This window comes from Vibrio gigantis (assembly GCF_024347515.1).
Classification (GTDB): domain Bacteria; phylum Pseudomonadota; class Gammaproteobacteria; order Enterobacterales; family Vibrionaceae; genus Vibrio; species Vibrio gigantis.
On record NZ_AP025492.1, the window covers coordinates 422,629 to 448,163 of the forward strand.

At 43.6% G+C, this 25,535-nt stretch carries 22 protein-coding genes; 14 read left to right on the forward strand and 8 right to left on the reverse strand.

The features are described from left to right. Nucleotides 1-33: 33 nt before the first annotated feature. The 8 genes from OCV56_RS01950 to OCV56_RS01985 all read left to right on the forward strand — a co-directional run bounded on the left by OCV56_RS01950 (nucleotide 34) and on the right by OCV56_RS01985 (nucleotide 11,062). A protein-coding gene (locus tag OCV56_RS01950; protein WP_261901417.1) for an IS3 family transposase occupies nucleotides 34-1,238 on the forward strand; the annotation gives its coding sequence in 2 pieces (ribosomal slippage) (nucleotides 34-421 and nucleotides 421-1,238; 1,206 coding nt in all). A 180-nt stretch (nucleotides 1,239-1,418) separates the two neighbouring features. Beyond that, on the forward strand, nucleotides 1,419-1,943 hold the full coding sequence (locus OCV56_RS01955) for a phosphatase PAP2 family protein (RefSeq protein ID WP_086716059.1): 525 nt from the start codon (nucleotides 1,419-1,421) through the stop codon (nucleotides 1,941-1,943). A gap of 54 nt (nucleotides 1,944-1,997) precedes the next feature. Continuing rightward, nucleotides 1,998-3,053, forward strand: coding sequence for an MJ1255/VC2487 family glycosyltransferase (locus OCV56_RS01960; protein ID WP_086716057.1), 1,056 nt, complete (start codon nucleotides 1,998-2,000; stop codon nucleotides 3,051-3,053). A 346-nt stretch (nucleotides 3,054-3,399) separates the two neighbouring features. After that, nucleotides 3,400-4,359, forward strand: coding sequence for a transcriptional regulator LeuO (gene leuO, locus OCV56_RS01965; protein WP_060983006.1), 960 nt, complete (start codon nucleotides 3,400-3,402; stop codon nucleotides 4,357-4,359). A 201-nt stretch (nucleotides 4,360-4,560) separates the two neighbouring features. Next, nucleotides 4,561-6,369 (forward strand): AMP-dependent synthetase/ligase, encoded by a 1,809-nt coding sequence (locus OCV56_RS01970; RefSeq protein WP_086716055.1) that lies wholly within the window; start codon nucleotides 4,561-4,563, stop codon nucleotides 6,367-6,369. Nucleotides 6,370-6,829: 460 nt separating this feature from the next. Further along, nucleotides 6,830-8,569, forward strand: a complete 1,740-nt coding sequence (locus OCV56_RS01975; RefSeq protein WP_086716053.1) for an acetolactate synthase 3 large subunit — start codon at nucleotides 6,830-6,832, stop codon at nucleotides 8,567-8,569. A 1-nt stretch (nucleotide 8,570) separates the two neighbouring features. Further along, nucleotides 8,571-9,065 (forward strand): acetolactate synthase small subunit, encoded by a 495-nt coding sequence (ilvN, locus tag OCV56_RS01980; protein ID WP_008219984.1) that lies wholly within the window; start codon nucleotides 8,571-8,573, stop codon nucleotides 9,063-9,065. A 113-nt stretch (nucleotides 9,066-9,178) separates the two neighbouring features. Further along, the gene (locus OCV56_RS01985; protein WP_086716051.1) at nucleotides 9,179-11,062 is read left to right on the forward strand and encodes a sensor domain-containing diguanylate cyclase; all 1,884 of its coding nucleotides are present in this window, start codon (nucleotides 9,179-9,181) and stop codon (nucleotides 11,060-11,062) included. A gap of 582 nt (nucleotides 11,063-11,644) precedes the next feature. Here OCV56_RS01985 and OCV56_RS01990 read toward each other — a convergent pair. Beyond that, entirely contained in the window at nucleotides 11,645-12,268 is a 624-nt protein-coding gene (locus tag OCV56_RS01990) for a GntR family transcriptional regulator (protein WP_029405749.1), read from the reverse strand. 224 nt (nucleotides 12,269-12,492) lie between these two features. Next, on the reverse strand, nucleotides 12,493-13,905 hold the full coding sequence (pykF, locus tag OCV56_RS01995) for a pyruvate kinase PykF (protein WP_017061403.1): 1,413 nt from the start codon (nucleotides 13,903-13,905) through the stop codon (nucleotides 12,493-12,495). Nucleotides 13,906-14,334: 429 nt separating this feature from the next. Between pykF and OCV56_RS02000 the strand changes: the two genes are divergently transcribed. Both OCV56_RS02000 and glmS read left to right on the forward strand, forming a co-directional pair. Then, entirely contained in the window at nucleotides 14,335-15,105 is a 771-nt protein-coding gene (locus tag OCV56_RS02000; protein ID WP_086716049.1) for a DeoR/GlpR family DNA-binding transcription regulator, read from the forward strand. A 107-nt stretch (nucleotides 15,106-15,212) separates the two neighbouring features. Beyond that, nucleotides 15,213-17,045: a glutamine--fructose-6-phosphate transaminase (isomerizing) gene (gene glmS, locus OCV56_RS02005; RefSeq protein ID WP_086716047.1), complete on the forward strand. Its 1,833-nt coding sequence runs from the start codon at nucleotides 15,213-15,215 to the stop codon at nucleotides 17,043-17,045. Between the two features lie 115 nt (nucleotides 17,046-17,160). Here the strand turns inward: glmS and OCV56_RS02010 are convergent, their stop codons facing one another. After that, entirely contained in the window at nucleotides 17,161-18,417 is a 1,257-nt protein-coding gene (locus tag OCV56_RS02010) for an O-acetylhomoserine aminocarboxypropyltransferase/cysteine synthase family protein (RefSeq protein WP_086716045.1), read from the reverse strand. Nucleotides 18,418-18,997: 580 nt separating this feature from the next. On the opposite strand from OCV56_RS02010, the gene OCV56_RS02015 reads away from it, so the two are divergent. Beyond that, nucleotides 18,998-19,480: a hypothetical protein gene (locus tag OCV56_RS02015; RefSeq protein ID WP_086716298.1), complete on the forward strand. Its 483-nt coding sequence runs from the start codon at nucleotides 18,998-19,000 to the stop codon at nucleotides 19,478-19,480. Between the two features lie 15 nt (nucleotides 19,481-19,495). Further along, a complete protein-coding gene (locus OCV56_RS02020; RefSeq protein WP_086716300.1) occupies nucleotides 19,496-19,924 on the forward strand; it encodes a DUF2787 family protein in 429 nt (142 codons plus the stop codon). A gap of 43 nt (nucleotides 19,925-19,967) precedes the next feature. On the opposite strand, the gene OCV56_RS02025 is transcribed toward OCV56_RS02020, so the two are convergent. Beyond that, nucleotides 19,968-20,840: a helix-turn-helix transcriptional regulator gene (locus OCV56_RS02025; protein WP_086716302.1), complete on the reverse strand. Its 873-nt coding sequence runs from the start codon at nucleotides 20,838-20,840 to the stop codon at nucleotides 19,968-19,970. Between the two features lie 234 nt (nucleotides 20,841-21,074). Between OCV56_RS02025 and OCV56_RS02030 the strand changes: the two genes are divergently transcribed. Further along, nucleotides 21,075-21,341: a hypothetical protein gene (locus OCV56_RS02030; RefSeq protein WP_065099499.1), complete on the forward strand. Its 267-nt coding sequence runs from the start codon at nucleotides 21,075-21,077 to the stop codon at nucleotides 21,339-21,341. Nucleotides 21,342-21,640: 299 nt separating this feature from the next. After that, nucleotides 21,641-21,820 carry a hypothetical protein gene (locus OCV56_RS26100; RefSeq protein ID WP_016789702.1) on the forward strand — a complete coding sequence of 60 codons (180 nt, stop codon included), beginning with the start codon at nucleotides 21,641-21,643 and terminating at the stop codon, nucleotides 21,818-21,820. A gap of 152 nt (nucleotides 21,821-21,972) precedes the next feature. Here OCV56_RS26100 and OCV56_RS02035 read toward each other — a convergent pair whose 3' ends face one another. The 4 genes from OCV56_RS02035 to OCV56_RS02050 form a co-directional block, all read right to left on the reverse strand. Further along, nucleotides 21,973-22,977 (reverse strand): SEL1-like repeat protein, encoded by a 1,005-nt coding sequence (locus OCV56_RS02035; protein WP_086716303.1) that lies wholly within the window; start codon nucleotides 22,975-22,977, stop codon nucleotides 21,973-21,975. A 10-nt stretch (nucleotides 22,978-22,987) separates the two neighbouring features. Next, nucleotides 22,988-23,209: a hypothetical protein gene (locus tag OCV56_RS02040; protein ID WP_086716306.1), complete on the reverse strand. Its 222-nt coding sequence runs from the start codon at nucleotides 23,207-23,209 to the stop codon at nucleotides 22,988-22,990. Nucleotides 23,210-23,447: 238 nt separating this feature from the next. After that, complete coding sequence (locus OCV56_RS02045; RefSeq protein ID WP_228761242.1) at nucleotides 23,448-24,437, reverse strand: DNA polymerase; 990 nt, start codon at nucleotides 24,435-24,437, stop codon at nucleotides 23,448-23,450. Further along, nucleotides 24,431-25,477 carry a hypothetical protein gene (locus OCV56_RS02050; RefSeq protein ID WP_228761243.1) on the reverse strand — a complete coding sequence of 349 codons (1,047 nt, stop codon included), beginning with the start codon at nucleotides 25,475-25,477 and terminating at the stop codon, nucleotides 24,431-24,433. Before OCV56_RS02050 ends, OCV56_RS02045 begins: the two co-directional genes overlap by 7 nt. Nucleotides 25,478-25,535 lie beyond the last annotated feature (58 nt).

The window sequence follows — 25,535 nt, forward strand, 5'->3', positions numbered from 1 at the left end:
TGACACATTTCCAACATGAAATTGGAGAGTGTCATGAAAACAACAAGTAGACGTACTCAACGAGATTATTCTCTTGCCTTTAAATTGGCAGTCGTAAGCCAAGTTGAAAAAGGCGAAATGACTTATAAGCAAGCTCAAGAACGTTATGGGATCCAAGGGCGCTCTACCGTTTTAGTTTGGCTTCGCAAACATGGTCAACTAGATTGGTCTAAAGGAATAGAACAATCGAGAGCGTTAGGAGCGACTATGTCAAACTCTTCCTCAACTCAAACCCCAGAGCAACGAATCAAAGAACTCGAGCAGCAATTAGAAGAAACTCAGCTCAAAGCTGAGTTCTTCGAAGCGGTTGTAAAAGTCATGGATCGAGATTTCGGAGTACGAATTTCAAAGAAGCGCAAGGCCGAGTTATTAAGGAAAAAACGGTCAGAAAGTTGACCGTTACTAAAGCTTGTCACTTTATAGGTATTACACGACAAGCTTTCTACAAGCGCTGTGTTGCAGAAATTCATCAGACAAAGAAAGATGAATCCGTACTCGGTTTTGTGAAGGAGCAAAGGATGATGCACCCTCGAATAGGGACTCGTAAGATCAAGTATTTACTTGCTCAGAACGATATTGAAATCGGGCGAGACCGCTTATTCTCTCTGCTGAGAATGAATCGATTATTAGTACAGAATCGAAGGGCTTACCATCGAACCACAAACAGTAATCATCGCTTTTACTGCCATCCAAATCGAATCAAAGAAGGCTTAATACCGGAAAGACCAGAGCAATTATGGTTTGCCGATATTACTTATCTAGCAACGCGGCGTGGTAGTACTTATCTCAGTTTAGTGACGGACGCTTACTCAAGAAAAATCGTGGGCTATCACATAAGTGATGATATGAAAGCTCGCACGGTCAAGCAGGCCTTTTTAAACGCGTTGAAAGAGCGGAAGAATACAGGTGAGCTTGTTCATCACTCAGATCGAGGTGTTCAGTACTGCTCTGTTGAATACCAAGAGTTGCATCGACAGTATGGTGTATCTTGCTCAATGACTGATGGCTATGACTGTTATCAGAATGCGTTGGCAGAGAGGATCAACGGAATACTGAAGATGGAGTATCTGTTGAATAAGCCTAATGATTTAGATGAAGCAAAGAAAATGGTCGCTGAATCAGTAAAAATCTATAATGAATATAGGCCTCACACAGCTCTAAAATACAAAACGCCCGATGAAGTACATCGAGCGTTTTAGTCAATCAAGTGTCAACCCATATCAGGACGGGTCAGGGTGTTTTTGTCATCGCCTTAGTCTGAGCAGCTTCACTGCGCATTCCAAGGAAATTTCATTTTAGTTCATTTAAAACGTCACTTAACTGTCATTTGTTGGGCATAACTTGGGCCTTAACTGAATAAGGATTGTTAAGGAGATCGTATGCGAACCATCGAACCTATTGTCCGCTGGGATGTGGCATTTTCTGTTTTCTGTTTAAACAACCGCTATGGCGTACAACAGGCGACACTCAGCAAGGCGGTGTCTCATACTGGAGACGGACACCTTTACGTTTTGATCGCTTTGATTGCACTGCTGACTGATAGCTACACTGGCCGAGACTTTCTATTGGTAGGCCTAACCGCCTTTGCAATCGAGTTACCTATTTACTGGTTTGCCAAAAACACCCTCAAGCGCCGTAGACCCGCTGAATTCTCATCACTACTTCACTCTCATATTGTGCCATCTGATAAATACAGCCTGCCTTCTGGGCATTCCGCTGCTGCTTTTGTTATGGCGACCCTAATCGGACATTTCTATCCGAGCTTGTACCTCTTTAGCTTGGTGTGGGCAACTGCGATTGCAGGCTCTCGAATCCTGCTTGGTGTGCACTTTTTAACGGACGTACTGATTGGCGCAGCCTTGGGTATCGTTTGTACTAGCCTTGCTATCAGCTTCATCCTGTAATCATTTTGTTGGCAACCACTGCCGCGTTTAAGTGGCAACTCTAAAGGAAAAAGCATGAAAATTTTATATGGCGTACAAGGCACAGGAAATGGGCACATCGCTCGAGCGAGAGCAATGGCCGTCGCTTTTCGTCAGCAAAATATCGATGTCGACTTTCTGTTCTCTGGGCGAGAAGAGAGCAAATACTTTTCGATGGAAGCGTTTGGCAACTATCAGACCCGCAATGGATTAACCTTTTACAGCGAGCAGGGGCAGGTCAAATACGGCAAGACATTCATCAAGAATAACATCTGGCGATTTCTCCGTGAGATTAACCAGATCGATCTTACGCCTTATGATTTAGTGATTAATGACTTTGAACCTGTGACAGCATGGGCGGCTAAGAGGCAAGGTGTGCCATGTATTGGGATAAGCCACCAGAATGCGTTTCGTTACGATGTGCCCAAAGAAGGGGGCAACTGGATAGAGCATTCAGTGATTCAACATTTCGCCCCAACCGAGCACTCTATTGGCTTGCATTGGTATCACTTTGAACAGCCGATTTTACCTCCTATCGTTCACACGCTTGTTGGTGATGAGCAAACTAAAAAAGCACAAGATTTTACGTTGGTCTATTTGCCATTTGAGGATCTTGAGGCGATCTCAGAGCTGCTGATGAAGTTCATTTCACACAGCTTTGTTTGCTATCACCCGCATGTCATTGAGCATAGCCGAGTCGAAAATATAGAATTCAAACCGTTGAGTCATGCCGGCTTCCAATTTGACCTAAATCAGTGCTCTGGTGTGGTCGCTAATGGCGGCTTTGAATTGCCATCCGAAGCCCTAACTTTAGGGAAGAAATTGCTTCTCAAACCGCTCGAAGGGCAGTTCGAACAACAGAGCAATGTGGCGACGCTAGAGGCTCTTGGATTAGCTCAAACTATGACCTTTTTAGATGCGGCTATCTTGCGTGCTTGGCTCAATGAAAAACAAGCTGAAGTGGTCATCTATCCGGACGTAGCGAGTGCACTCGTTGAGTGGGTATTAGCGGGGAATTGGTCTAATCAAGACGACTTAAGAAAGCAACTTTGGGACAAGGTAGACTTTCCAAGTTATGCATCGCTCACCTAACTCATAAGTGTTATTTCTGAATCAACCGGTCAACTAATTCACGAGTTCAATAAATTGTAACAATTGTAACCAAAAGATAGAACAGCTAAATAAGTCGAAATGAAACTCATAAGTTAAGCTTTTTATATTTTTTTATAACTCTATAAATTATTGATTTTTAGGTGTTATTTAATCATTAAGATAAAATAAAATTATTCTTTATCAATCTTGTTGGTAGCTCGAGATGTATTGGTTAATAGTAATGGTAATCCGAAAAGTATCGGTCTGATAAATATAAAAATTAGTGGTTATCTATTCCCATACCATTACCAATTTAACGCTGTCGAACCGACAAGAGGCAACTTGAATGTTAGAGAAAAAAGACGCAATGAGTGCAATTGCAAGCTACAGAATGGAAAGCACACTTCGTGGAGTCGACTTAAATCTTTTGACTGTATTTGATGCAGTTATGCAAGAGCAAAATATTACACGTGCAGCTCACAATCTGGGGATGTCTCAGCCAGCTGTAAGTAACGCTGTTGCTCGTTTAAAAGTGATGTTTAACGACGAACTATTCATGCGCCAAGGTCGTGGTATTCAACCGACTCAACGTGCTCGTCAGTTATTTGGTCCAATCCGCCAAGCGCTACAATTAGTACGCAACGAACTACCAAGTTCTGTGTTCTCTCCAGAGTCGTCTTCTCGCCTGTTCAAACTCGCGATTTGCAGCCCTTGTGACATGCGTTTTGCTCCGAAGATTATGTCTACAATCAACGACCAAGCACCTAGCGTTAAATTGCACATGGATGCTGAATTCGACCGTCAACTTTCTGAGCGTATGCGCTACCAAGAAATCGACTTCGTCATTGATTACGCTCGCTTTGATGAACAAGGCTTCTCAAGCACTGAAATCTTCCAAGACGAATTAGTTGTTGTTGCTTCTGCTTCTCATCCACGCATCAACGGTGAAGTTTCTGCGGCAGAGCTGCTTAACGAAAAGCACGCAAAACTGTCTCGTATCCATGGCCAACGTAGCTTCTCTGAGCAAGCGTACCGTGACCTAGATTGCACGCCTTTCTACGAAGGTACGAGCTTGAGCAATGTTCTTTACGTTGTAGGCCAATCTGAACTAGTAACAATTGCTCCTCGTTGGATGGTAGAACATGCAGCAAACAAAGAGCAGCTTCAGATTCTAGATTTCCCATTCGATAATGCGGCGATTTCTGGCTTCCTAAGCTGGCATGAATCAAGTGAAAAGGATAAAGGACACATTTGGTTACGAGATCAGTTAATGATGATCTGTGGCGAAGTAGTGGCACTTAACTAGACACTAATCCCTATGATTTATAAGCCCTAAGCTAGGAGTCTGGCTTGGGGCTTTTTTGTGCCTGCTATTTTTGTTGATAGAAAACTTAGCGTTAGACGTACTATTACTGATAACTTTGAGCTTCATCAGTTGCCTTTTCCATGATCAGAGGTACACTTGTGCGCTCAAAAAAGCTTACAGGTGTAAGCCAAAGGTAAAGAGATGGCCAATTTAGATTTTCATATCGTAAAAAGACTTCGTGACCAAATTGCCCAAGGCGGCAACCGTACAGCTTTGAAACATAAAGTAGACAATGTATGGCAAGGCATTAGCTGGGAACAGTTTGGACAACAAATCGATACGCTTTCATTAGCACTGTTGGCTCAAGGGTTGAGAGTTCAGGATAAGATCGGTATCTATTCGAACAATATGCCTCAATGGACCGTAGCAGATTTTGCATCTTTACAAGCACGCCTTGTGACTGTGCCGATTTATCCAACCAACACAGCAGCACAGTCTTCTTACATCATCCAAAATGCGGATGTGAAGATCTTATTCGTTGGTGAACAAGTTCAATTTGACGCGGCGGTGAGCCTATTCGAAGAGTGCGAACAGCTAGAAGTGGTTGTGGCGATGTCTGATGATATCGATCTTCAAGACCATAGCTTCGCGATATCTTGGAATGATTTCATGGCACGCGGTGTTGAGGCTCAGCAAGCTGAACTTGATACTCGTCTTGCAGATGCAAGCATGGACGATTTACTGACTCTTATCTATACCTCTGGTACCACAGGTCAGCCAAAAGGCGTAATGCTTGATTACACCAATATTGGCTACCAGTTAGAAGGCCACGATGAGCGCCTTAGCCTAAGCAAAGACGATGTATCATTGTGTTTTCTACCTCTGTCGCACGTATTTGAGCGTGCTTGGACGTTCTACGTTCTCTATAAAGGCGCAACTAACTGTTACCTGCAAGACACAATGCAGGTGCGTGATGCGCTAAGCGATGTGAAACCTACCGTAATGTGTGCGGTTCCCCGCTTCTACGAGAAGATCTTCTCTGCGATTCACGAGAAGGTATCTAAAGCGCCGTTTATTCGTAAAGTGTTATTTACTTGGGCGGTAAACATGGGCGCTAAGCTTTCTGTTTGTCACCAAGAAGGTCGTACTCCGTCTTTGATGCTGAAGAAGAGTCACGCACTAGCCGATAAGCTTGTGTTATCTAAACTGCGCGCTCTGCTAGGCGGTAATATCAACTTCATGCCATGTGGTGGCGCGAAGCTTGATGAGACGATTGGCCGCTTCTTCCATGCTATCGGCATCAACGTAAAACTTGGCTATGGTATGACAGAAACCACAGCAACAGTATCTTGTTGGGATGACCGCTGTTTTAACCCTGATTCGATTGGTATGTCGATGCCGGGCGCAGAAGTAAAAATTGGTGCGAAGGACGAGATTCTTGTTCGTGGTCCAATGGTGATGCGCGGCTACTACAAGATGCCTGAAGAGACGGCTAAGACGTTTGATGAGCACGGCTTCCTGAAAACCGGTGATGCGGGTCATTTTGATGAAAATGGTAACCTGTTCATTACTGACCGAATCAAAGAATTGATGAAAACCTCTGGCGGTAAATACATTGCACCGCAAGTGGTGGAAGGCGCGATTGGTAAAGATCATTTTATCGAGCAGATTGCCGTTATCGCAGATACGCGCAAATTCGTTTCTGCACTGATTGTCCCTTGTTATGACTCGCTAGAAGAGTACGCTAAAGAGCTCAATATCAAGTATCACGATCGCGTTGAGCTTGTTAAGCATCACCAAATCGTCGAGATGCTAGAAAAGCGTGTGAATGATCTGCAGCAAGAACTGGCTAAGTTTGAACAAGTGAAGAAATTCAAGTTGTTGCCAAAAGCATTTTCGATGGATGATGGTGAACTGACGCCAACTCAGAAATTGCGTCGTAAAGTTATCAATGATAAGTATCAAGACGAAATCGAAGAAATGTACAATGAAAAGCCTAAAGATAAGTAGTTTTCTGCTTAGATAAATTTTCAGTTGTTTAAAAATCCCCCTACGAATGTGATTGCATTTTTAGGGGGATTTTTTATGGCTCAAGACTTGGCACAATGTGCGAATGCGCACACTGAAAAGCGTGTAACTCATCGATAAATAATGGTTTGTAGAAATATTAAGTGCTTTTTTTGTGTGTATTTGTGGTTTTTATAACTACATGCTTGTCTTGGGGTAGTGTTTGTTTGATGTTTTAAGCTAATGGTTGGTTTTTTAACATGATCGCCGGATAACAAGTGTTAGACCAGATGATAATAAAGCGTTAAAGTTGTTTCGTATTACTGTTTGTTGTTATCACGACAGACAGCCATAGCCGAAAAAGTGGAAGTATTTCGAATTAGGCTACGAATAAGCCCTAGACTATGAAAAACCAGCCCAACATGTTCACCAAATATGATTGGAAACTGGTGAGGAGAGCAATATGACAACAAAACCTGAAACAGCAATGTTATCCGGCGCTGAGATGGTGGTGCAGTCTCTAATTGAAGAGGGTGTAGAGCAAATCTTTGGTTACCCAGGTGGCTCTGTACTTGATATCTACGATGCGCTGCATGCTAAAACTTCTGAAATTAAACACGTATTAGTACGACACGAACAAGCCGCTACCCATATGGCTGATGGCTATACTCGTTCTACCGGTAAACCGGGCGTAGTACTTGTGTGTTCTGGTCCAGGTGCAACCAATACCGTTACAGGTATTGCGACAGCGTACATGGACTCAATCCCAATGATTGTTATTTCTGGTAACGTACCAAATAACTTGATTGGTAACGACGCCTTCCAAGAGTGTGACATCGTAGGTGTATCTCGCCCGATAGTTAAACACAGCTTTCTAGTTAAGAAAGCGGAAGACATCCCTGAAGTCGTTAAAAAAGCCTTCTATATTTCAACGACAGGACGTCCTGGTCCTGTGGTTATCGATCTACCGAAAGATATCCTAAACCCACAAATCAAGCTTCCTTATGAATACCCAGAAACGATCAAAATGCGTTCATATAACCCAACGGTTACGGGTCATAAAGGTCAAATCAAGAAGGCATTAAAAGCACTTCTTGAAGCGAAGAAGCCGGTACTTTATGTCGGCGGTGGTGCGGTTATCTCTGAGGCAGACCAACAGCTAATTAAATTGGCTGAAGCACTGAATTTACCCGTTGTAAGCACCCTAATGGGTCTTGGCGCCTTCCCTGGTACTCACAAGAACTCTTTGGGTATGTTGGGTATGCACGGTTTGTATGAAGCCAATATGGCAATGCACAATGCCGACCTTATCTTTGGGGTAGGCGTACGTTTCGATGACCGTACTACTAACAACCTAGACAAGTACTGCCCGAATGCGAAGATCATGCACATTGATATCGACCCATCTTCGATCTCTAAGAACGTGAAAGTGGATCTACCGATTGTAGGTTCTGCAGAAAAAGTACTTGAGAGCATGGTGAACCTGCTGATTGAGCAAGGTGGCACTAACGATGCTGAGGCGATGGAAAGCTGGTGGAGTGAAATTAAGCAGTGGCAAGATCGTGACTGCTTAGCTTATGAGAAATCTTCTGAGCGAATTAAGCCGCAACAAGTTATTGAAACGTTGCATAAAGTAACTAATGGCGACGCGTATGTTGCTTCGGATGTTGGTCAGCACCAGATGTTTGCCGCATTGTACTACCCATTCAACAAACCACGCCGTTGGATTAACTCGGGCGGCCTAGGCACGATGGGCTTTGGTCTACCTGCTGGTATGGGCGTTAAGTTTGCTAAACCAGAAGAAGAAGTGGTTGTTGTAACGGGCGATGGCAGTATTCAAATGAATATCCAAGAGCTGTCGACGGCACTGCAATACAATATCCCAGTTAAGATTATTAACCTGAACAACCGTTTCTTAGGAATGGTTAAACAGTGGCAAGACATTGTTTATCAAGGTCGTCACTCTAACTCATATATGGACTCTGTTCCTGATTTTGCTGCAATCGCGGAGGCTTACGGCCACGTTGGTATGCGTATTTCATCTCCGGATGAACTGGAATCAGGTTTGGAAAAAGCACTGGCGATGAAAGACCGTTTGGTATTTGTCGATATCAGTGTGGATGACACCGAGCACGTATACCCAATGCAGATCAAAGGCGAGGGTATGGATAACATGTGGCTAAGCAAAACGGAGAGAACATAATATGAGACACATCATTTCACTATTAATGGAAAACCAACCTGGTGCACTTTCTCGTGTGGTTGGCTTGTTTTCTCAGCGTGGCTACAACATCGAGTCTTTGAACGTATCTCCAACCGATGATCCGACGCTGTCTCGTCTGAACGTAACCACTAACTCAAGCGAAATGCAGCTTGAGCAGATCCAGAAACAGCTACATAAACTAATCGATGTACTTAAGGTACAAGAAGTGTCTGAGCTTGAGCATATCGAGCGTGAGCTGTTGATGGTAAAAGTACGCGCGAGCGGCTTTGCTCGTGCAGAAGTGAAGCGCACGGCTGATATCTTCCGTGGCCAAATCGTTGATGTAACGGCTTCTCAATATACGGTTCAAATGGCCGGCACTAGCGAGAAGCTTGATGCCTTCATTCAGGCATTGTCTGAAGTGACGGAAGTGCTTGAAGTAGCTCGAAGTGGTGTTGTTGGCATCGCACGAGGCGAACGTGCGTTGAAAGCCTAGGCGATAAGTCTTTAAAAAACAACTTAAAAGCCGCTTTTGTAAGCGGCTTTTATTTTGTTAATTTTTTAGAGTGCTATAATCCCGCGCTGCACTTCCATTCATCTGAGTTAGCAATGCGAAATAGAAAATCAATAATTACATTGCTGATTATCTCTATCATACTGTCTTCTGCAGTATGCCTGTATTATTTACAGCGCTACAAAGAAGTAAAACAGCAGAGCTTTGACTACTCGGCTAAGCAAGCCGTCCATCAGTTAGTGTATGCCAAGCGAGATTATGATCTTCTTAAGACTCAGTTAGTCTCGGTAATGGAGCTACTAAGTCATAGCCAGAGTTTGGTTAACTTTGCTTCTTCTCCTTCAGACCAAACCAAAGGTCTACTTGAAGAGGTCTGGCAATCTGTTCTTGTGAATCAGAAGTGGTATACACAAATCCATCTGTTAGATATCACAGGTAAAGAACTGGTGCGGGTTAATTATTCCTCTGATACCGGTAGGGTGACGCTACCTCAACATCTGCAAGATAGGTCAGATTCTAACTACTTCCAATACGCTCAAAAACTAGAAGCCGAACAGATTGGCGGTTGGGGTATTGAGCTTGAAACGGAGCATGGTGAAGTCACCTTCCCGTATTCGCCGGTAATCCGTGTTTTTACCCCCGTAGAAACCCCAGACGAAAGAGTAGGCTACCTTGTCATCAATCTCGATGTATGGGGCTTATCGTCGCGTCTGAGCTTTTCACCTGATAACGATCTTCGAGCAGAAGTTCTCAATGACGCGGGCTACTTCATCGCGAGTAACAACAGCGGTAAGTTGTTCGGAGACTCTATTCCTGAAAGAAAAGGCTACAATCTGAAAAATATCGCGCCGAAGACATGGGATGCGATCTCCAATGATCAGGTAGGGTACGTTTTTGAAGATGGTAATTTGTTTGCCTTTAACACGGTTATGCTCGCGAACAGTCAAAAGGTTCATTTACTGATTCAACTTAATCACAAGCAATTGATGGATCGGGCTGAGCGTGATCTGAATGATCTGGCCTATGAAGAGATCATTGTTTTGATTACGGTGCTGATTTTCGCTTTCCCGTTTGCTTACATTGTGACGCACTATCGACGCCGAAGTCTAGAGAGTAAATTGGCACGCGCCGCATTGAATGGCATGTCGGCAGTGATGATCTCTGACAAGCAACACCGCACAATGATGATCAACAACGAATTTGAGAACATGACTGGGTACAGTAAAAAACAAGTTATTGGCCAGAATGCATTGCAGTTGTTGCTTGAGAATACCGACCAAGTGCTCTCAAGTTCGACCATCTGGAGCCATTTAGAACAAGAAGAAGTATGGGAAGGGGAAGTTCAGTGTAAGAACAAGTTACGTATTCCTTTTACTGCGATCATGCGAGTTCATGTGGTCAAAAACAGTTCGGGCAAAGTCAGCTACTACATCACTTCGTTGGTTGATATTTCCGTAAGGAAGGAGCTTGAGGTGCGTTTGAGGATCTTAAGTGAACGCGACTCTTTGAGTAATCTCTGGAACCGACGAAAGTTCGAAGAGCAGTTGGCTTACTATTCTCGCTTGGTTGAGCGTTATCCTAATGAAGCGACTACGTGCTTAGCCTTAGTCGATATCGATAACTTTAAGCGAATCAATGACGAACTTGGCCACGATGAAGGCGACCGTGTGATTGCAAGTGTTGCTAAGCTTCTGCAAGATAGCCTTCGTGGGACTGACTTTGTTGCACGTGTCGGAGGAGAAGAGTTTGCACTCTTGATGCCACACACTTCACTGCCGGAAGCAAAACGCGTATTGGAACGATTACGAATCGAGATTGAGCTAGCAGCTGGAACTAAGGTAACGGTGAGTGTTGGCTTTACGGATTTAACCAGTAACAGCACTCGTTCATATAAGTGTGCTGATGTTGCACTTTACGAATCTAAATCGTCTGGCCGTAATACGGTCTCTATGTGTCCTAGCTACGATGATGTCGCTTAGGTTCGCTTCTACCTAGTCCTCTTTTCTATTTGCTTAACTTCTTCAAGCGGCTCCCCGACTCATTTTGCCTTTCCCCCCTTTTTATTAGGAATCTCACTTTTGAACGACCTATGTCACAAAATCTATACAGTTAGACTAAAGTCTAATGCTGGTGAAAATTTGAGCTAAAATGAACAATAAGTAAACTACTTTGCTTCAGATTACATCGTGTGAAACGATATAATAAATAGAGTGTTTACCAGATGTAAAAGGATGACACCGTTAACTTAATTCAGCTGGTTAGCTAGCCTTATCAATAACTTGAAAGGCAGCAGTAGAATTAGGTTAGCTGGAGCAAGAGTTTAGGGATCATACAGTCTGGTTAAAAGAGGCGTGGTATGTTTGTCGATTTTTTAGTGAGGTTAACCATAGGCACATTAGCCATTCTTGGCTTTCAGCTTAGTGCATTGTATTTTTTACCTATGGTTGTGCTGCTCAATACTCATCACAAAGAGTTTTTTGGGTGGTAGTTCAGTCGTGGTACTGGAAAAAAAAACGGAGCCGTTGGGCTCCGTTTTTATTTGGTGAGAATCTATCTTGGCATTATGCCGCTTCGATAACTTCTTCAATTCGTTTCATTGAACCTAGTAAGTGCTGATCAAGCAGTTCTGTCGCTTGTTCTACATTCTTAGAGAGTACTAGCTTCATGATCATTTCGTGCTCATCAATATTGAACAGATCATCAGATGCGCTTTCTGCAGACATAGCGAGGAAGCGGTAACGTTTCACTTGGTTAATTAGGTCATCAAAGAACTTAAACATGTTCTCTGAATCAGCGCCTTCAAGTAACGCAACATGGAACTGCTGATGGCGCTCTTCCCACTCAACACAATCAAACTCTTCAGATACGTACTGCACTCGCGACAGTTTATGGTAAGACGTTAATACATCTAGCTCCCAGCTCTCATCACCCGCTGAAATCGCTTTTTTAAGCAGAACAGAAGAGACAACACGAAGGCTTTCGTAGAGATCATTCAGTTCTTTCTTTGATACAGGAGATACCCAGCAGCCTTTTTGTGGCTCTAGCTTTACGTATTTGCTCCAAGATAATTGTACCAAGGCTTCACGAATAGGGGATGCGCCAACGTTGTAGCGTGCTTTTAGATCAGCAACAACGAGCTTTTGGCCTGGGGTTAACTCACCATTAAGAATATCTTGGCGAATCATCTTTGATACTTTGTCAGTGAGCGTAGGACTAGACATTACAAACCTCATCTATATATGATTTCTAGTCTGCTAATCCGTCTCTTAGAAAGAGCCAATTGGAAGTTAACAGTACGTAGTTCTATTGTGATTGATAATACAGCGTACTGAAAAGTTAGGCAAGATTTTGTTTCATAAAAAAAGAGGGCCGAAGCCCTCTTTTATATTTTATGCGAATCGGTTCATTCTTATAGAACGTGAACAGATGCCGTGTTTGTAGTACCAGAAGCTACTAGAGCACCAGAAACCATAACTACGATGTCGCCTTTGTTACCTAGGCCAGATTGTAGAGCGATTTCTTTACCGTTGATGTAGAACGCGTCTGTGTTCTCGATAGAGTCAACAAGAACTGGCTTAACACCTTTAGTAAGAACTAGCTGTGCAGCTGTCTTTTCGTTAGTTGTTAGAGCAAGGATGTTTGCAGTTGGGAAGTACTTACGCACTGAACGTGCAGACTTACCGCCTTCAGTTGCAACAACGATTAGAGGAGCAGCTAGCTTCTCTGCAGTGTCTACAGCGCCTTTACATACTGCTTCAGTGATGCGTAGACGTGGGCTGTCTAGACGAGAACCTAGCTCGGCTTTAAGAGCTGAATCAGTACGGTTCGCGATTTGAGCCATGATAGTAACAGCTTCAACTGGGTACTTACCTTTAGCAGTTTCACCAGAAAGCATTACAGCATCAGTACCATCCATGATTGCGTTCGCAACGTCACCCGCTTCTGCACGAGTTGGACGTGGGTTGCTGATCATAGAGTCAAGCATTTGAGTTGCAGTGATAACCATCTTACGTGCACGGTTACACTTCTCGATCATCATCTTCTGAGCGAAGATTACTTCTTCAGCTGGGATTTCAACACCTAGGTCACCACGAGCAACCATGATGCCGTCAGAAGCTTCAAGGATTGAATCGAAGTTATCTACACCTTCTTGGTTTTCAATCTTAGAAATGATGTGGATGTTCTCGCCGCCGTTAGCGTTTAGAAGCTCACGGATTTCTTTAACGTCTTCTTCTTTACGGATGAAAGAAGCAGCAACGAAATCAACGCCTTGTTCACAACCAAACTTAAGGTCAGCTTTGTCTTTCTCAGAAAGAGCTGGAAGTTGAACAGAAACGCCAGGAAGGTTAACACCTTTGTTTTCGCCTAGAGCACCGTTGTTAAGAACTTTACACTTAACTTCAGTTTCTGTTGTTGCGATAACTTCCATTTCGATTAGGCCGTCATCAACAAGGATAGTGTTACCCGCTGTTAGGTCTTTAGCGAAACCTAGGTAAGTTACTGCTACTACGTCTTTGTTACCAACAACTGTTGCGTCAGTTGTGAAAGTGAACTCTTGACCAGCTACTAGATCTACGTCGTTACCATCTTCAAGCTTGATAGTACGGATTTCTGGACCTTTAGTATCTAGAAGGATAGCAAGTTGCTCACCTTTGTTTTCCATTACTTTACGGAAGTTCGCGATACGAGTGCCGTGCTCTGCGAAATCACCGTGAGAGAAGTTAAGACGCATAACGTTCATGCCAGCATCTACTAGTTCAGTTAGCTTCTCTACAGATTCAGTTTTAGGGCCAATCGTACATACGATTTTGGTCTTTTTCATGGAAGGTACTCTCCGGTAAGTATTGTTACAATTTGAAATTTATTTAAGTTCTGAAGATTGGTCCGCTACATCAACATTTTGTGCCTGCTGTGTAAAAGCGCGGTACTTCCAATATGTCCTTCAGAGTTGTAAGTCTTTCATCAATTTTAGTCATTTTATGACCAAAAGATTTTGATTCAATATCGGTTTTATGTGACTTACCCCACTATATAGGCGGTAAGTTGCAAAAAAATAACAGTCAGTTTTGTAATTTTTTTTCTTTTCGGGTGCGGATTCTACCACCTAATGAGTTCAATATCACTGCTTAACAATTGTCTTAGGACAAGGTTTTATCGCTATTTATTAATTTTTTGGATCAAAATAAATGGACTAAATAGTTTCGTTGTAACTATAATATGTTTCATATCGAAACTTAATGGTATTTTTTAAATGTCGAAACGAAACACCCAGCTCAGAAGACATGCAATTTCTAACCTAGTGAACGAAAAAGGGGAGGTTAGTGTTGACGAATTATCCGCTAAGTTCGAAACCTCAGAGGTCACTATTAGAAAGGATTTGGCGTCTTTAGAGAAAAACGGTCAGCTTTTACGCCGTTATGGTGGTGCCATTTCGTTACCGAAAGAGGTTGTGAACGAAGAACTGGGGCAGCAAGTTTCGAATCGAAAGATTTCTTTGGCAAAAGCGGCTGCAGATCTAATTCGTGACCATAACCGCATTGTGATCGATAGCGGCAGCACGACAGGTGCTTTAATTCAGCAGCTAAACAGTAAGCGTGGTTTGGTTGTTATGACCAACTCATTGCACGTGGCTAACGCCCTTAATGAACTTGAAAGTGAACCGACGTTACTCATGACCGGCGGAACATGGGATACCCATTCGGATTCTTTCCAAGGCAAAGTCGCAGAGTCAGTGCTGCGAGCTTACGATTTTGACCAACTGTTTATCGGGGCTGATGGTATCGACCTCGACAGAGGTACAACCACATTCAATGAGTTGGTTGGCCTGAGTAAAGTTATGGCTGAAGTGTCACGAGAAGTGATCGTGATGGTTGAGTCTGAAAAAGTGGGACGAAAGATCCCCAATTTAGAGCTGGCTTGGAACCACATCGATATTTTGATTACGGATACAGACTTGAGCAAAGAATCTCAAGCAAGTATCGAATCACATGACGTTCGAGTGATCCTGACTGATCCAGAGTAAAAACAAATTTAAATATTATGCATTTATCTTCCTATAATTGATCTTGATAAAGATATGGCCTTTGCTTGCTGCCAATAGGAATAAAACAAAATTGATGGAGTGAAACTATGTGTGGAATTGTTGGTGCAGTAGCACAGCGTGATGTGGCTGAAATTTTAGTAGAAGGCCTTCGCCGCCTAGAATACCGTGGCTATGACTCTGCAGGTGTCGCTGTAGTCGATACTGAATCTAACCTAACTCGTGTGCGCCGCCTAGGTAAAGTGCAAGAGCTAGCTGACGCGGTAGAAGAGCAACAAGTGATTGGCGGTACAGGTATCGCTCACACACGTTGGGCAACACACGGTGAACCGTCGGAAGCGAACGCACACCCACACATGTCTGGTGATATCGCAGTTGTACACAACGGTATTATCGAAAACCACGAAGCACTGCGCGCTATGCTGCAAGAGCGTGGTTACGTATTTACTTCACAAACGGATACAGAAGTTATCGCTCACCTAGTTGAGTGGGAACTTCGTACTTCAGATTCATTGGTTGAAGCGCTACAGAAAACAGCTAAACAGCTAGACGGTGCGTACGGTACGGTTGTGGTTGATCGCAAAGATCCTAGCCGCATTGTTGTTGCTCGTTCTGGTAGCCCTATCGTTATCGGTTTTGGTGTAGGTGAGAACTTCCTAGCATCAGATCAACTTGCACTGTTAAGCGTAACACGTCGCTTCATGTACCTAGAAGAAGGTGATGTTGCTGAGGTTACTCGTCGTGATGTAACGGTATTTGATGTTGCAGGCGAGCGTGTAGAGCGTGAAATCGTAGAATCAAACGCAGAACACGATGCAGGTGACAAAGGTAAATACCGTCACTTCATGCAGAAAGAGATCTTTGAACAGCCAACTGCACTGATCAACACAATGGAAGGTCGTATTTCAGATACGTCTGTGATCACCAATGCTATCGGCGTTAAAGCGGAAGAGATCTTAAGCAAGGTTGAACACGTGCAGATCATCGCATGTGGTACGTCTTACAACTCAGGCATGGCTGCTCGTTACTGGTTTGAGTCTCTAGCGGGTGTAAGCTGTGATGTAGAGATCGCTTCTGAATTCCGTTACCGTGATTTCGTAGTTCGTCCGAACAGCCTACTAGTTACTCTGTCTCAGTCTGGTGAAACGGCTGATACGCTTGCTGCACTTCGTCTTGCAAAAGAGAAGGGCTACATGTCAGCAATGACTATCTGTAACGTTGCGGGTTCTTCGCTAGTTCGTGAATCTGACTTTGCTTTCATGACTCGCGCAGGAACAGAGATCGGTGTTGCTTCAACAAAAGCGTTTACAACTCAACTTGCAGCAATGCTGATGATGGTAACGTCGATTGGTCGCCTACAAGGTCGTATCGATGAGGCGAAAGAAACTGAAATCGTTCAAGCACTTCACCAACTACCAACAGATATCGAGAAAGCACTAGCATTTGATAAAGAGATTGAAGCGCTTGCTACAGACTTCGCTGATAAGCACCACACACTATTTCTAGGTCGTGGCGAGTACTATCCAATCGCAATGGAAGCTTCTCTTAAACTAAAAGAGATCTCTTACATCCACGCAGAAGCATACGCTGCTGGTGAGCTTAAGCATGGTCCTCTAGCACTTATTGATGCCGACATGCCAGTAGTGGTAATTGCACCAAGCAATGACCTACTAGAGAAGCTGAAATCAAACGTTGAAGAAGTACGTGCTCGTGGCGGTCTACTTTACGTATTCGCTGACCAAGACGCTGGTTTTGAAAGCGATGAGAACATGAAGATCATCAAGATGCCTCACGTAAATGAAGTAACTGCACCTATTTACTACACAGTACCGATGCAGCTGCTGTCTTACCACGTAGCGCTAATCAAAGGTACCGATGTTGACCAACCTCGTAACCTAGCGAAAGCGGTAACGGTTGAGTAATAGACAGATTATCTAAGAAATAGATAATAAGAAGCCCATCTAGTGATGGGCTTTTTTGTACCTGTTACTTTTTTATGCTGCATGAGACTTTTATATCTCGGTGTCGCTACTTTGATTAAGCGTTAAGAGCTTGCTCTAGGTCAGCCAAGATATCTTCGATGTGCTCAATACCTACCGAGAGACGAATCATCTCTGGTGATACACCGGCTTGTTTTTGTTCTGCTTCGCTTAGTTGACGGTGTGTTGTGGAAGCAGGGTGACAAGCAAGAGACTTGGCGTCGCCAATGTTCACTAGGCGCTTGAAGATTTGCAGCGCGTCATAGAAGCGAACTCCTGCTTCATAACCATCTTTTAAACCAAAAGACAAAATAGCCGATGGCTTACCCTGCATGTACTTTTCAGCAAGCGGGTAGAATTCTGAGCTAGGCAAGCCGGCGTAGTTTACCCAGCTTACTTTCTCATGTTGCTGAAGGTATTCCGCCACTTTCAACGCATTCTCTGTGTGTCGCTCCATGCGTAACGACAGCGTCTCCAAGCCTTGCATCAGCATGAAAGCATTCATTGGTGACAGTGCGGCGCCTGTATTGCGTAGTGGAACCGTTCTAGCGCGACCAATAAACGCAGCCTCACCAAAGGCTTCGGTATAAACCACACCGTGGTAAGAAGGCTCTGGTTGATTAAACACAGGGAAGCGGTCCTTGTGTTCTGCCCATGGGAATTTACCTGAGTCGACAATCACGCCACCCAATGTTGTACCGTGACCACCAACGTACTTCGTTAGTGAATGAACTACGATGTCAGCGCCAAAATCGATAGGCTTGCACAGTACCGGTGTTGCTACCGTGTTATCAACAATCACAGGCACACCTTGTGCGTGAGCAAGCTCTGCGACACGCTCTAAGTCGATGATATTACCTGCTGGGTTACCAATACTTTCACAGTAAACCGCCTTGGTTTTTTCATCGATCAGTGCCGCTAAGCTTTCTGGTTTGTCATCTTTAGCAAAGCGTACTTCGATCCCTTGGTTTGGCAGCATGTGAGCAAATAGGGTGTAAGTGCCACCGTAAAGTTGAGGTGTTGAGACGATGTTGTCCCCGATTTGTGTCAAGGTTTGAATCGCGTAGTTAATCGCAGCGCTACCCGCACTTACGACTAGGCCTGCAATACCACCCTCTAGGGCTGCCATTCGCTTTTCTAACACATCATTGGTGCGAGTGTAGATATTGCCCGGTACTTCTAGGTTGAACAGGTCAGCGCCGTGTTGTGCATCATCGAACTCATAAGCAACGGTTTGGTAGATAGGAGTGGCAACGGATTTAGTCGTTGGATCGGTTTCGTAGCCGAAGTGAATCGAGAGTGTTTCGTCTTTCATATTTCTTCCCTGAACTATTGTACGATTTGTATCCACTCATCTTGCCGATTTTTTTATAAAAGAAAAGTAAGCTTAGTTACAGAGAGGCAATTGGAATTGTGTGCGGGACGATTTCAACCGTTAGGAAGTGCAGGGCGTGATTTATGCTGTTCTAGAAAAGCAAAAAGCCAGAGCAGAGTGAACTGTTCTGGCTTTTCTAATTTGGTGGCCCCTCCCAGATTTGAACTGGGGACCGAACGATTATGAGCCAAGCTTCAGCCCTGTAATCAACATAGTAACCCTGCCCCGAATCACTCCGAAATCCACCAGCAAAATCACATCACCTGATTATCAGCATGAATTCTCTGACGTCGACGACGGGGTTGATGGGATTGCAGGGGATGACTGAGTACGACGACGCCGACGAGGCTATGGGGGTAAAGTTGGGTGGAAAGACAGGAACCGGACAGGAAAAGACAGGAAGAATCCTCTAGGCGTAATAAGTCTCAAAATGAATTTATATTATTGAATTAGAATAACTTTTACCGATTCGTAACGGTGAGGTTCTTCTTTCTAGTTCAATAAATAAAGGAAAGTTTCTATGAACCAATCTAAAGGCAGTACAGCGAATACAGAAGCTGATGCATCTAAAGACACGTCAAAACACAATCCATTCTCAAACATCCTCAAATCAGGGGAAGCAGACAAACTAGGTTCAAAATCTCAAGGGAAAGTTCTCTACGAGATTGCTCAAAACAGTGAGGATAAACAGCTCTACTTCCGGATTGCAGGTCAGACAGGAGGGGCTGGGTTACATTCAAAACAATGGATTCCATGCTCTAAGTTATTCGAGGTTATCGAATCTCAGGGTGATAAACCATGGAAAAGTCAGGTCTACAAATCCCTCTATTCTTCTGGCTCCGCTAACAATCAGGGCTTCTGTGCCGCTATCGTTCGTGGCCTAGGTTTAGCCGTGAAAGCTGAGTCTTCTATTTACTTACATGTCGTTTCAGAGAAATACCAAGATAGGAAAAAGGAGCTTCTCGATCTCGTTAATCACATCAAACCGACCAAGAAAAAATAACAGAAGGATCTCATTATGAATTTAGTCTTCGATAAAGAGCGTCTAGTGCTACTAATTAGTACCGACCTTCAAGATGTAATTAACATGGTTATTGATCGCTCTCAGAAACTAACCCCGTCAACCCATGCTGTAACTATCAACTTTCGAGAACGTGCTTACTGTCCTGAAAATGGAGGGTATCACCCTGTCGAGATTCTTATCACTAGGCTTAATGATCAGTGGATTTTCGATTACATCACTGACTTTAGTTACTGTGGATTGATGCCTGAGCTAGAGAAAGAAATCGACTTTGATTTTGGTCACGGTGTGGCTTACATCCGTTACATGGGTGAAGTTCCCATTATTGAATCCAGTGTCGCTGAGTTCTATTCGATGTGGGAAACCAATTTCCTAAGCTACGTCGGAATGGACTGCTTCGATGAGATAGAAGTTTCGATAGATTAGATTGTCGTCGTCGACGTAAGGACGACGCCGTCGATAAACCTACTCATGAACAAGTCGCTAGGTAGGCTTCAACATCTCTAACCAAGGTTTGTTTTACCCATGATGGAGAAATTACATCGATATCAGGTAGCCAAGATTTGAGGACTGGCATTAATGCGTGAATATCTGATGTCTCAATGCTTATAAGTGTCGAGCCATAACCCAACTCTTTCAGCACTTGAATTGCCATAGGTTGTTCTAACTTCTGGTAATCATCAATTCGACTAGAACCAACCTGAGCGATGACCTCTACAATACCCTGAGTATTCCAGTGTAATTCTTCTCTGGTTAGTTTCTCGTTGAAGCTAGGTGAGGGAGTGTAAATATCATCGTGTTGAACTAACTCTGTAATCTCTGCCACTCGAAACGAATATGATTGGTTTCTAAGCATTGAAACCAAATGCCAAATCCCATGTTCGTTAATGAGTTGGTAAGGCTCAATCCGATGATAACGACGACGCTGACCCGTTAAGGTCAGAGTGTTTCGCTGATGAATAGCGTTCGCAATGATACGTAATGTTGTCTGAAAGCGACTGGAATCTTCGATAGGTAAATGACGGAACAGAATAGATTGTGTCTTATGACTTAGTGCCTGAGTCATGACTGCTCTATCTGGAAACAACTTATCTACTCCCATACTCGATAGGGAGTTCAGAGCTAAATGAGCTTTAGGGTTACGATGGTCTAATTGCTTTAAGAAGTAATATCCATCCTCTCTTTCGATAGGTAGAAATGCCAGTCGACTGAAATCTCGAAGTACAGTTCGTTCATGTACTCCAAATTCCTGCTGTAAGTCGATAAGGCTCAGTTTCTCTCCTGAATGTAATCGGGAAAGTATCTGACTCAATCGGTAGGCTAACTTCTCACTCTTATTCATATCACCAATGATGTACTGATTCGCTGACAGGTAGTGTCAGTCATCATTATTTCCCGATAGTCATGAGTAAGTGACCGATTTTGTTATAGGTTTCATAGCCCACGAAACCTAAGCCCTGCCGTTATTCCTTAAATTAATTTTACCAACTGACACCACCTGTCAGTCCACACCTTCAAACTAATCAACAGATGCCTTCTTAGAAAGAGGGCATGCAATCTTCAAGGAAAAACAAAAATGAAAACATCAATCATCCTGCTCGGTCTAACTTCACTATTCGCATCTTCAGTATTCGCAGGTGGCACGTTCGGCGGTAATCCGGGCGATATCTCGAAAATGAAAGAGCTACTAGAGCCACAATGGAATGGTAAGGCAGGTATTCAGAATACAGCGTCTTACGGTGTCATCGTGCAATGGAAAGCGGATGTCTGTGGAACCATGAATGGTCATGTCACTGATGTAACTCAATGCACCTCAGACACCCCGAAAGGTAAAGCACAATAAGTTTTGTTGCGGAGCTTGGCTCACGATATCTCAGTTTCGAAATTGGAACTCTCTAGGCTGAGGTATCAATGAGCTCCGCAACACTCAATCAACCAACAAGAAGGAGCCTTTACATGGCGATTAAATCCATAACAACACTAGTTACAACCTGTCCTGCATGTGGTGAGCGTGCATATGATGATGGGAGCTGTCAGGTGTGCGGTCACTCTCACTAAAGCGGCATTAACAAAAACTCCAAAGGGTCATGTTCTTCATTGAGCATGGCCCTTTTTCATATCTATATAAAGAGGTAGGGAAGTATGCAAAGTAAAACATTCTCACAATCATCATCCCAATCAAAAAAGAACACTGGTATCCGTGGCGCTCAAGTCGGTGCTGCTATTGGGGCTAGGTATGGTCCATATCCATATTCCATATTAATCGGGGGTATCGTTGGGTACGTAATTGGTGTCGTCGCAGACGAAGTTATTGATGATTGACGGATAAGCTAGGTGAGCAGGGGATAGCCTCTGCTTTTTTGTTGTCGTCGATTTCGGTTCACAATATGTAGACAGCGCTAACGTGCGCCGTTCAGTGTGGGAAGGCATCATTTACAAGGAGCCTTTAAGGCTCCTTTTCTTTATTAGTCAAATCAGTTGTTATTTTTGTTTATTAACTCTCTAAATAATTTATTAAGCTCATTTACATCACTTTTGTGGTTAGAAAGTATACATGGACGGAGGTTTTTGATGTGTTCCTGTAAAGATGTAACTATTGGTTCACCTTTGTCGACCTGCATTATTAGGTCTTTTGTTAAGTCTTTGGCAATATTCAATTGATTATAAAAGACATCATCTCTAACACTTTCTGGAGGTAAATTCTTGGGATTCTCGTGAAATTCCCATAAAAGCTTCAAGCCCTCATGTGTTTGGTTGTTTATCAACTGAAATATACTTTTGAAGTAGCGAGCGCCTGAATAATGTGAGCACTCAATTAGAGGCTCAAGCATCTCTTGGGTTTCTTTAAGCTTCTTAGTTTGTAGAACACTTATCAAAATGTCTGCACCAAAGATAGCATTGAAAGCGAGATCACATCCTCTATCGGCAGAAATGACTAAGCAGCGAAGTGCGTCGGCAACGTTTCCCTGATTGAAGAGAAAGCTCGCTATTTCATAAGCAGCACCGACATGACCACAATTGTGAGCTCTTGATAGCCAATAAAGGCAATTTTCATTTAAACCATCACTTAATGCAGTCCCTATCCAAAACATTGCACTTATATGACCATTAGATGCAGCTTTGTTTATCAATAGTTGCTCTTCTGTAGTTCGTTTCCTGTTGATAAACAATAACGGGAAGCACCTATTGTGAATCAGCTTTTTATGATTTTGAATAAGAGTATCCCATTCACAGCCGAAATCATTTATAGATGACTGATTTAGATGTGCTTTAACTTTAGAAGAAGATGCAGCAGCATCATGTTCAGCTTTTCGTGCTTTTTTGTAATCACCAGCTGTCTCGCCAGATGGCAAAATAATGTCATCGGTATAAACCAGCTGATCCGCGTCTTTTGGGTTACTGTGAAGATAGTTAGCCCATCCACCTACGATTAATGAATAGGACTCATTGTTGTATGAAATTGCTATTTGATTATGCATAGTGCCTCCCTTAACGATACATGCGATCACAGTATGCTTGTGCTGCGAACATCGCTTGCTCGAAAGTCATGCTCTGATGTTTTTCCATAAAATCTAAAGCAATGTTCATAAGAAGTCGCTGATCCCCCAGAGGACCGGATGCTCTCATTTTTTGCTCACTATCAATACGAGCTAAAGTTTTGCCTTTATGTTTTCGAGCTTCGGAAGTGTTGTGCGGAATGATATTAGACATGAGTACTGCCTCCTGTTTTTGAGAGGCAGAAAATAAGTACAGACCCGCCTCCCACTAAAGTTAATGAGATAGAGAATCCGTTACTTGCTTTCGCTGGCTACGAATAAGCCTGTTTTCATTATGGGCTTAGGAGGAGAAAAAAGCAACGAAAAATTATAGTTGCATATCTTTTGAGAATAATTTGAGGTGGACACAAAGCCTTTTTAATCAATCTATTAGGCTTTGAGTCCAGTTTTTGTCATTTAGCTAGCCACATATTGAGAGTGTTCGGATTGCCATCTTTGGTCCAACAATCTGGTTGGCTTATGTTTATATCGGCTCTAATCTTCAACTGTGGGTACATATCCTGCACCACTTGGTTCATGATCTGGGCTGTTAACTCGCTGACTTCATTTAGGTGTTCTCTAGGCACTTCGAAAACAAAGGCATCGTGCATCGCAACGATCAACTTGGCGTTGTAACCTTTGTATAACTGATGAAGTCGATTTCCGGCAGCTTTGAACAGGGCTGCTGCTGTACCTTGTACTGGCATGTTTACCATCCAGTTTTTCTCGGTATGGCCTCGCTTAGCATCCAATTGGCGGTATCGGTGCAATCCCGTTGCAGTGCTGACATGTCCTCGCAGAGCGCCATAACGGGGCATTCTCTCAATGGCTTCTTGCAGTTCGGAAAACATCGATAGAAACTTATCCATCAGTTCCGTGGCCTTGTTGACTCTGATATTGAGTTTTTTCGCTATTCCGAAGCTGGTGATACCGTAAATTAGGCCAAGTGTACATTGCTTCATGATGGCTCGTTTCTCTGGATGTTTTTCTTTGAAAGCCGACGAATCGCAGTTGCGGTATTCTGATTCTAACTCATCACAAAAGAACTCTTGCGCCATAGCTGTGTAAAGATCGCCTTGGTTATACATCTTGACTAAGTTTGAGTCACTATACACGCCAGCAGCAATCGCTACCTCAATCTGTGCAAGATCGACTTCTCCAATAGCGTAACCGTCTTGTGCAACCACTAACGGGCGAAGGACGGCAGGAAGACCTAAGATATTCGGCGCAACGGTAGCCTGTCGGCCTGTCGCAGCTGTCAGCTGTTTTTGTTCTGGGTGAACCCGTCCGTCAATACCGACAATTCCGGGCTGTAAAATGACGTCTTTGTAGACAGAATCGATATGGGTGTATTTTGCCAAGAATGCCACTGCCGGGTGCAAAGCATAGTTTTTGCTTAGCATTTCACGTTTAAAATTATAGTCGTTACCATCTTTGAAGTGATGTAGTAAGCCGAGTGAAGCAAAAGCGCTTGTTTTTGATGTTGGCTATTGGGGTTTGTCATCCCTAGTTGTGCGAGCTCTTGACTGTATAGACTAAGTTTACGTTCGCACGCTTCGAGAATTTGACTGCACTTATCTCTGCATACTTTAAAGCCATTCCACTCGATGGATGCATTAGTCACGACCCAAGGCATCTCAATATTGATAAGGTGTCGGTGGATACCAAACATGAGGCAGGATTGGCTTTGTGGTAGATACAGTTTCGCCACCGTGATGCTGAGCTGCGACGTCCGTTCAATCTGGAAGGCAGAAAAAGACTGGTGGTCTTGCTCAGAGCCCATCAGTAATTTCACGCTGGAAGCGAGGCCGTTTTTGACATTGTAACGTTGAGCTGTCTCCGCTAAGCCATAAAACACCGTGTTCTGTTCAGCCAATGTTTTTTGGGCTTGTATTTTTTCGACCGCTGAAATACCTTGCGCGGGCTTAGCGTTATTGTGTTGACCAAGATATCTGGCTTTTTCTGCAATGCAGGTATCCCACCAATATCTGGGCTCGTTTAGGCCCAATGACCAAATACAGTGCAGGTCAGGTTTGGCGTCGTGGGTTACGTAGGTCACAGGCAGATCGAAAAGGCTTTGTAGTTTTGGACGAATCGAGGGAGTCGTAACGTTAATGACGAATGAGTGCAGCACTAGTGAGCGATTTGTGTTCTCCATCAGCGTCATGCTGAGTAAGCGCGGAGTAATGGACGAAATATCATATCTGTCATTGCCGTTCGGTAGCGTGACTACCGGAGTCGAGTAAGTGAATTGAAAGCTGAGACTGACAGCGGATAGCGGTAATTGGTATGTCAGTTCAATCAATTGATCGAGCTCAGCCTCATGTTGAATGAACTGAGTTTTCCCGACGGTAAGTGACGTATCTTGAGGCAGAACCAAGGCACTCGATGGTGGGGCTGTTTTCTTGTTTAGATGCGCTTGGGTTGCAGGTAATAATTCCATTACATGACCTTTTGAGTCGTGAGGAAAGCATTTCTGTCCATGCCTTCCTTGCTGAGTT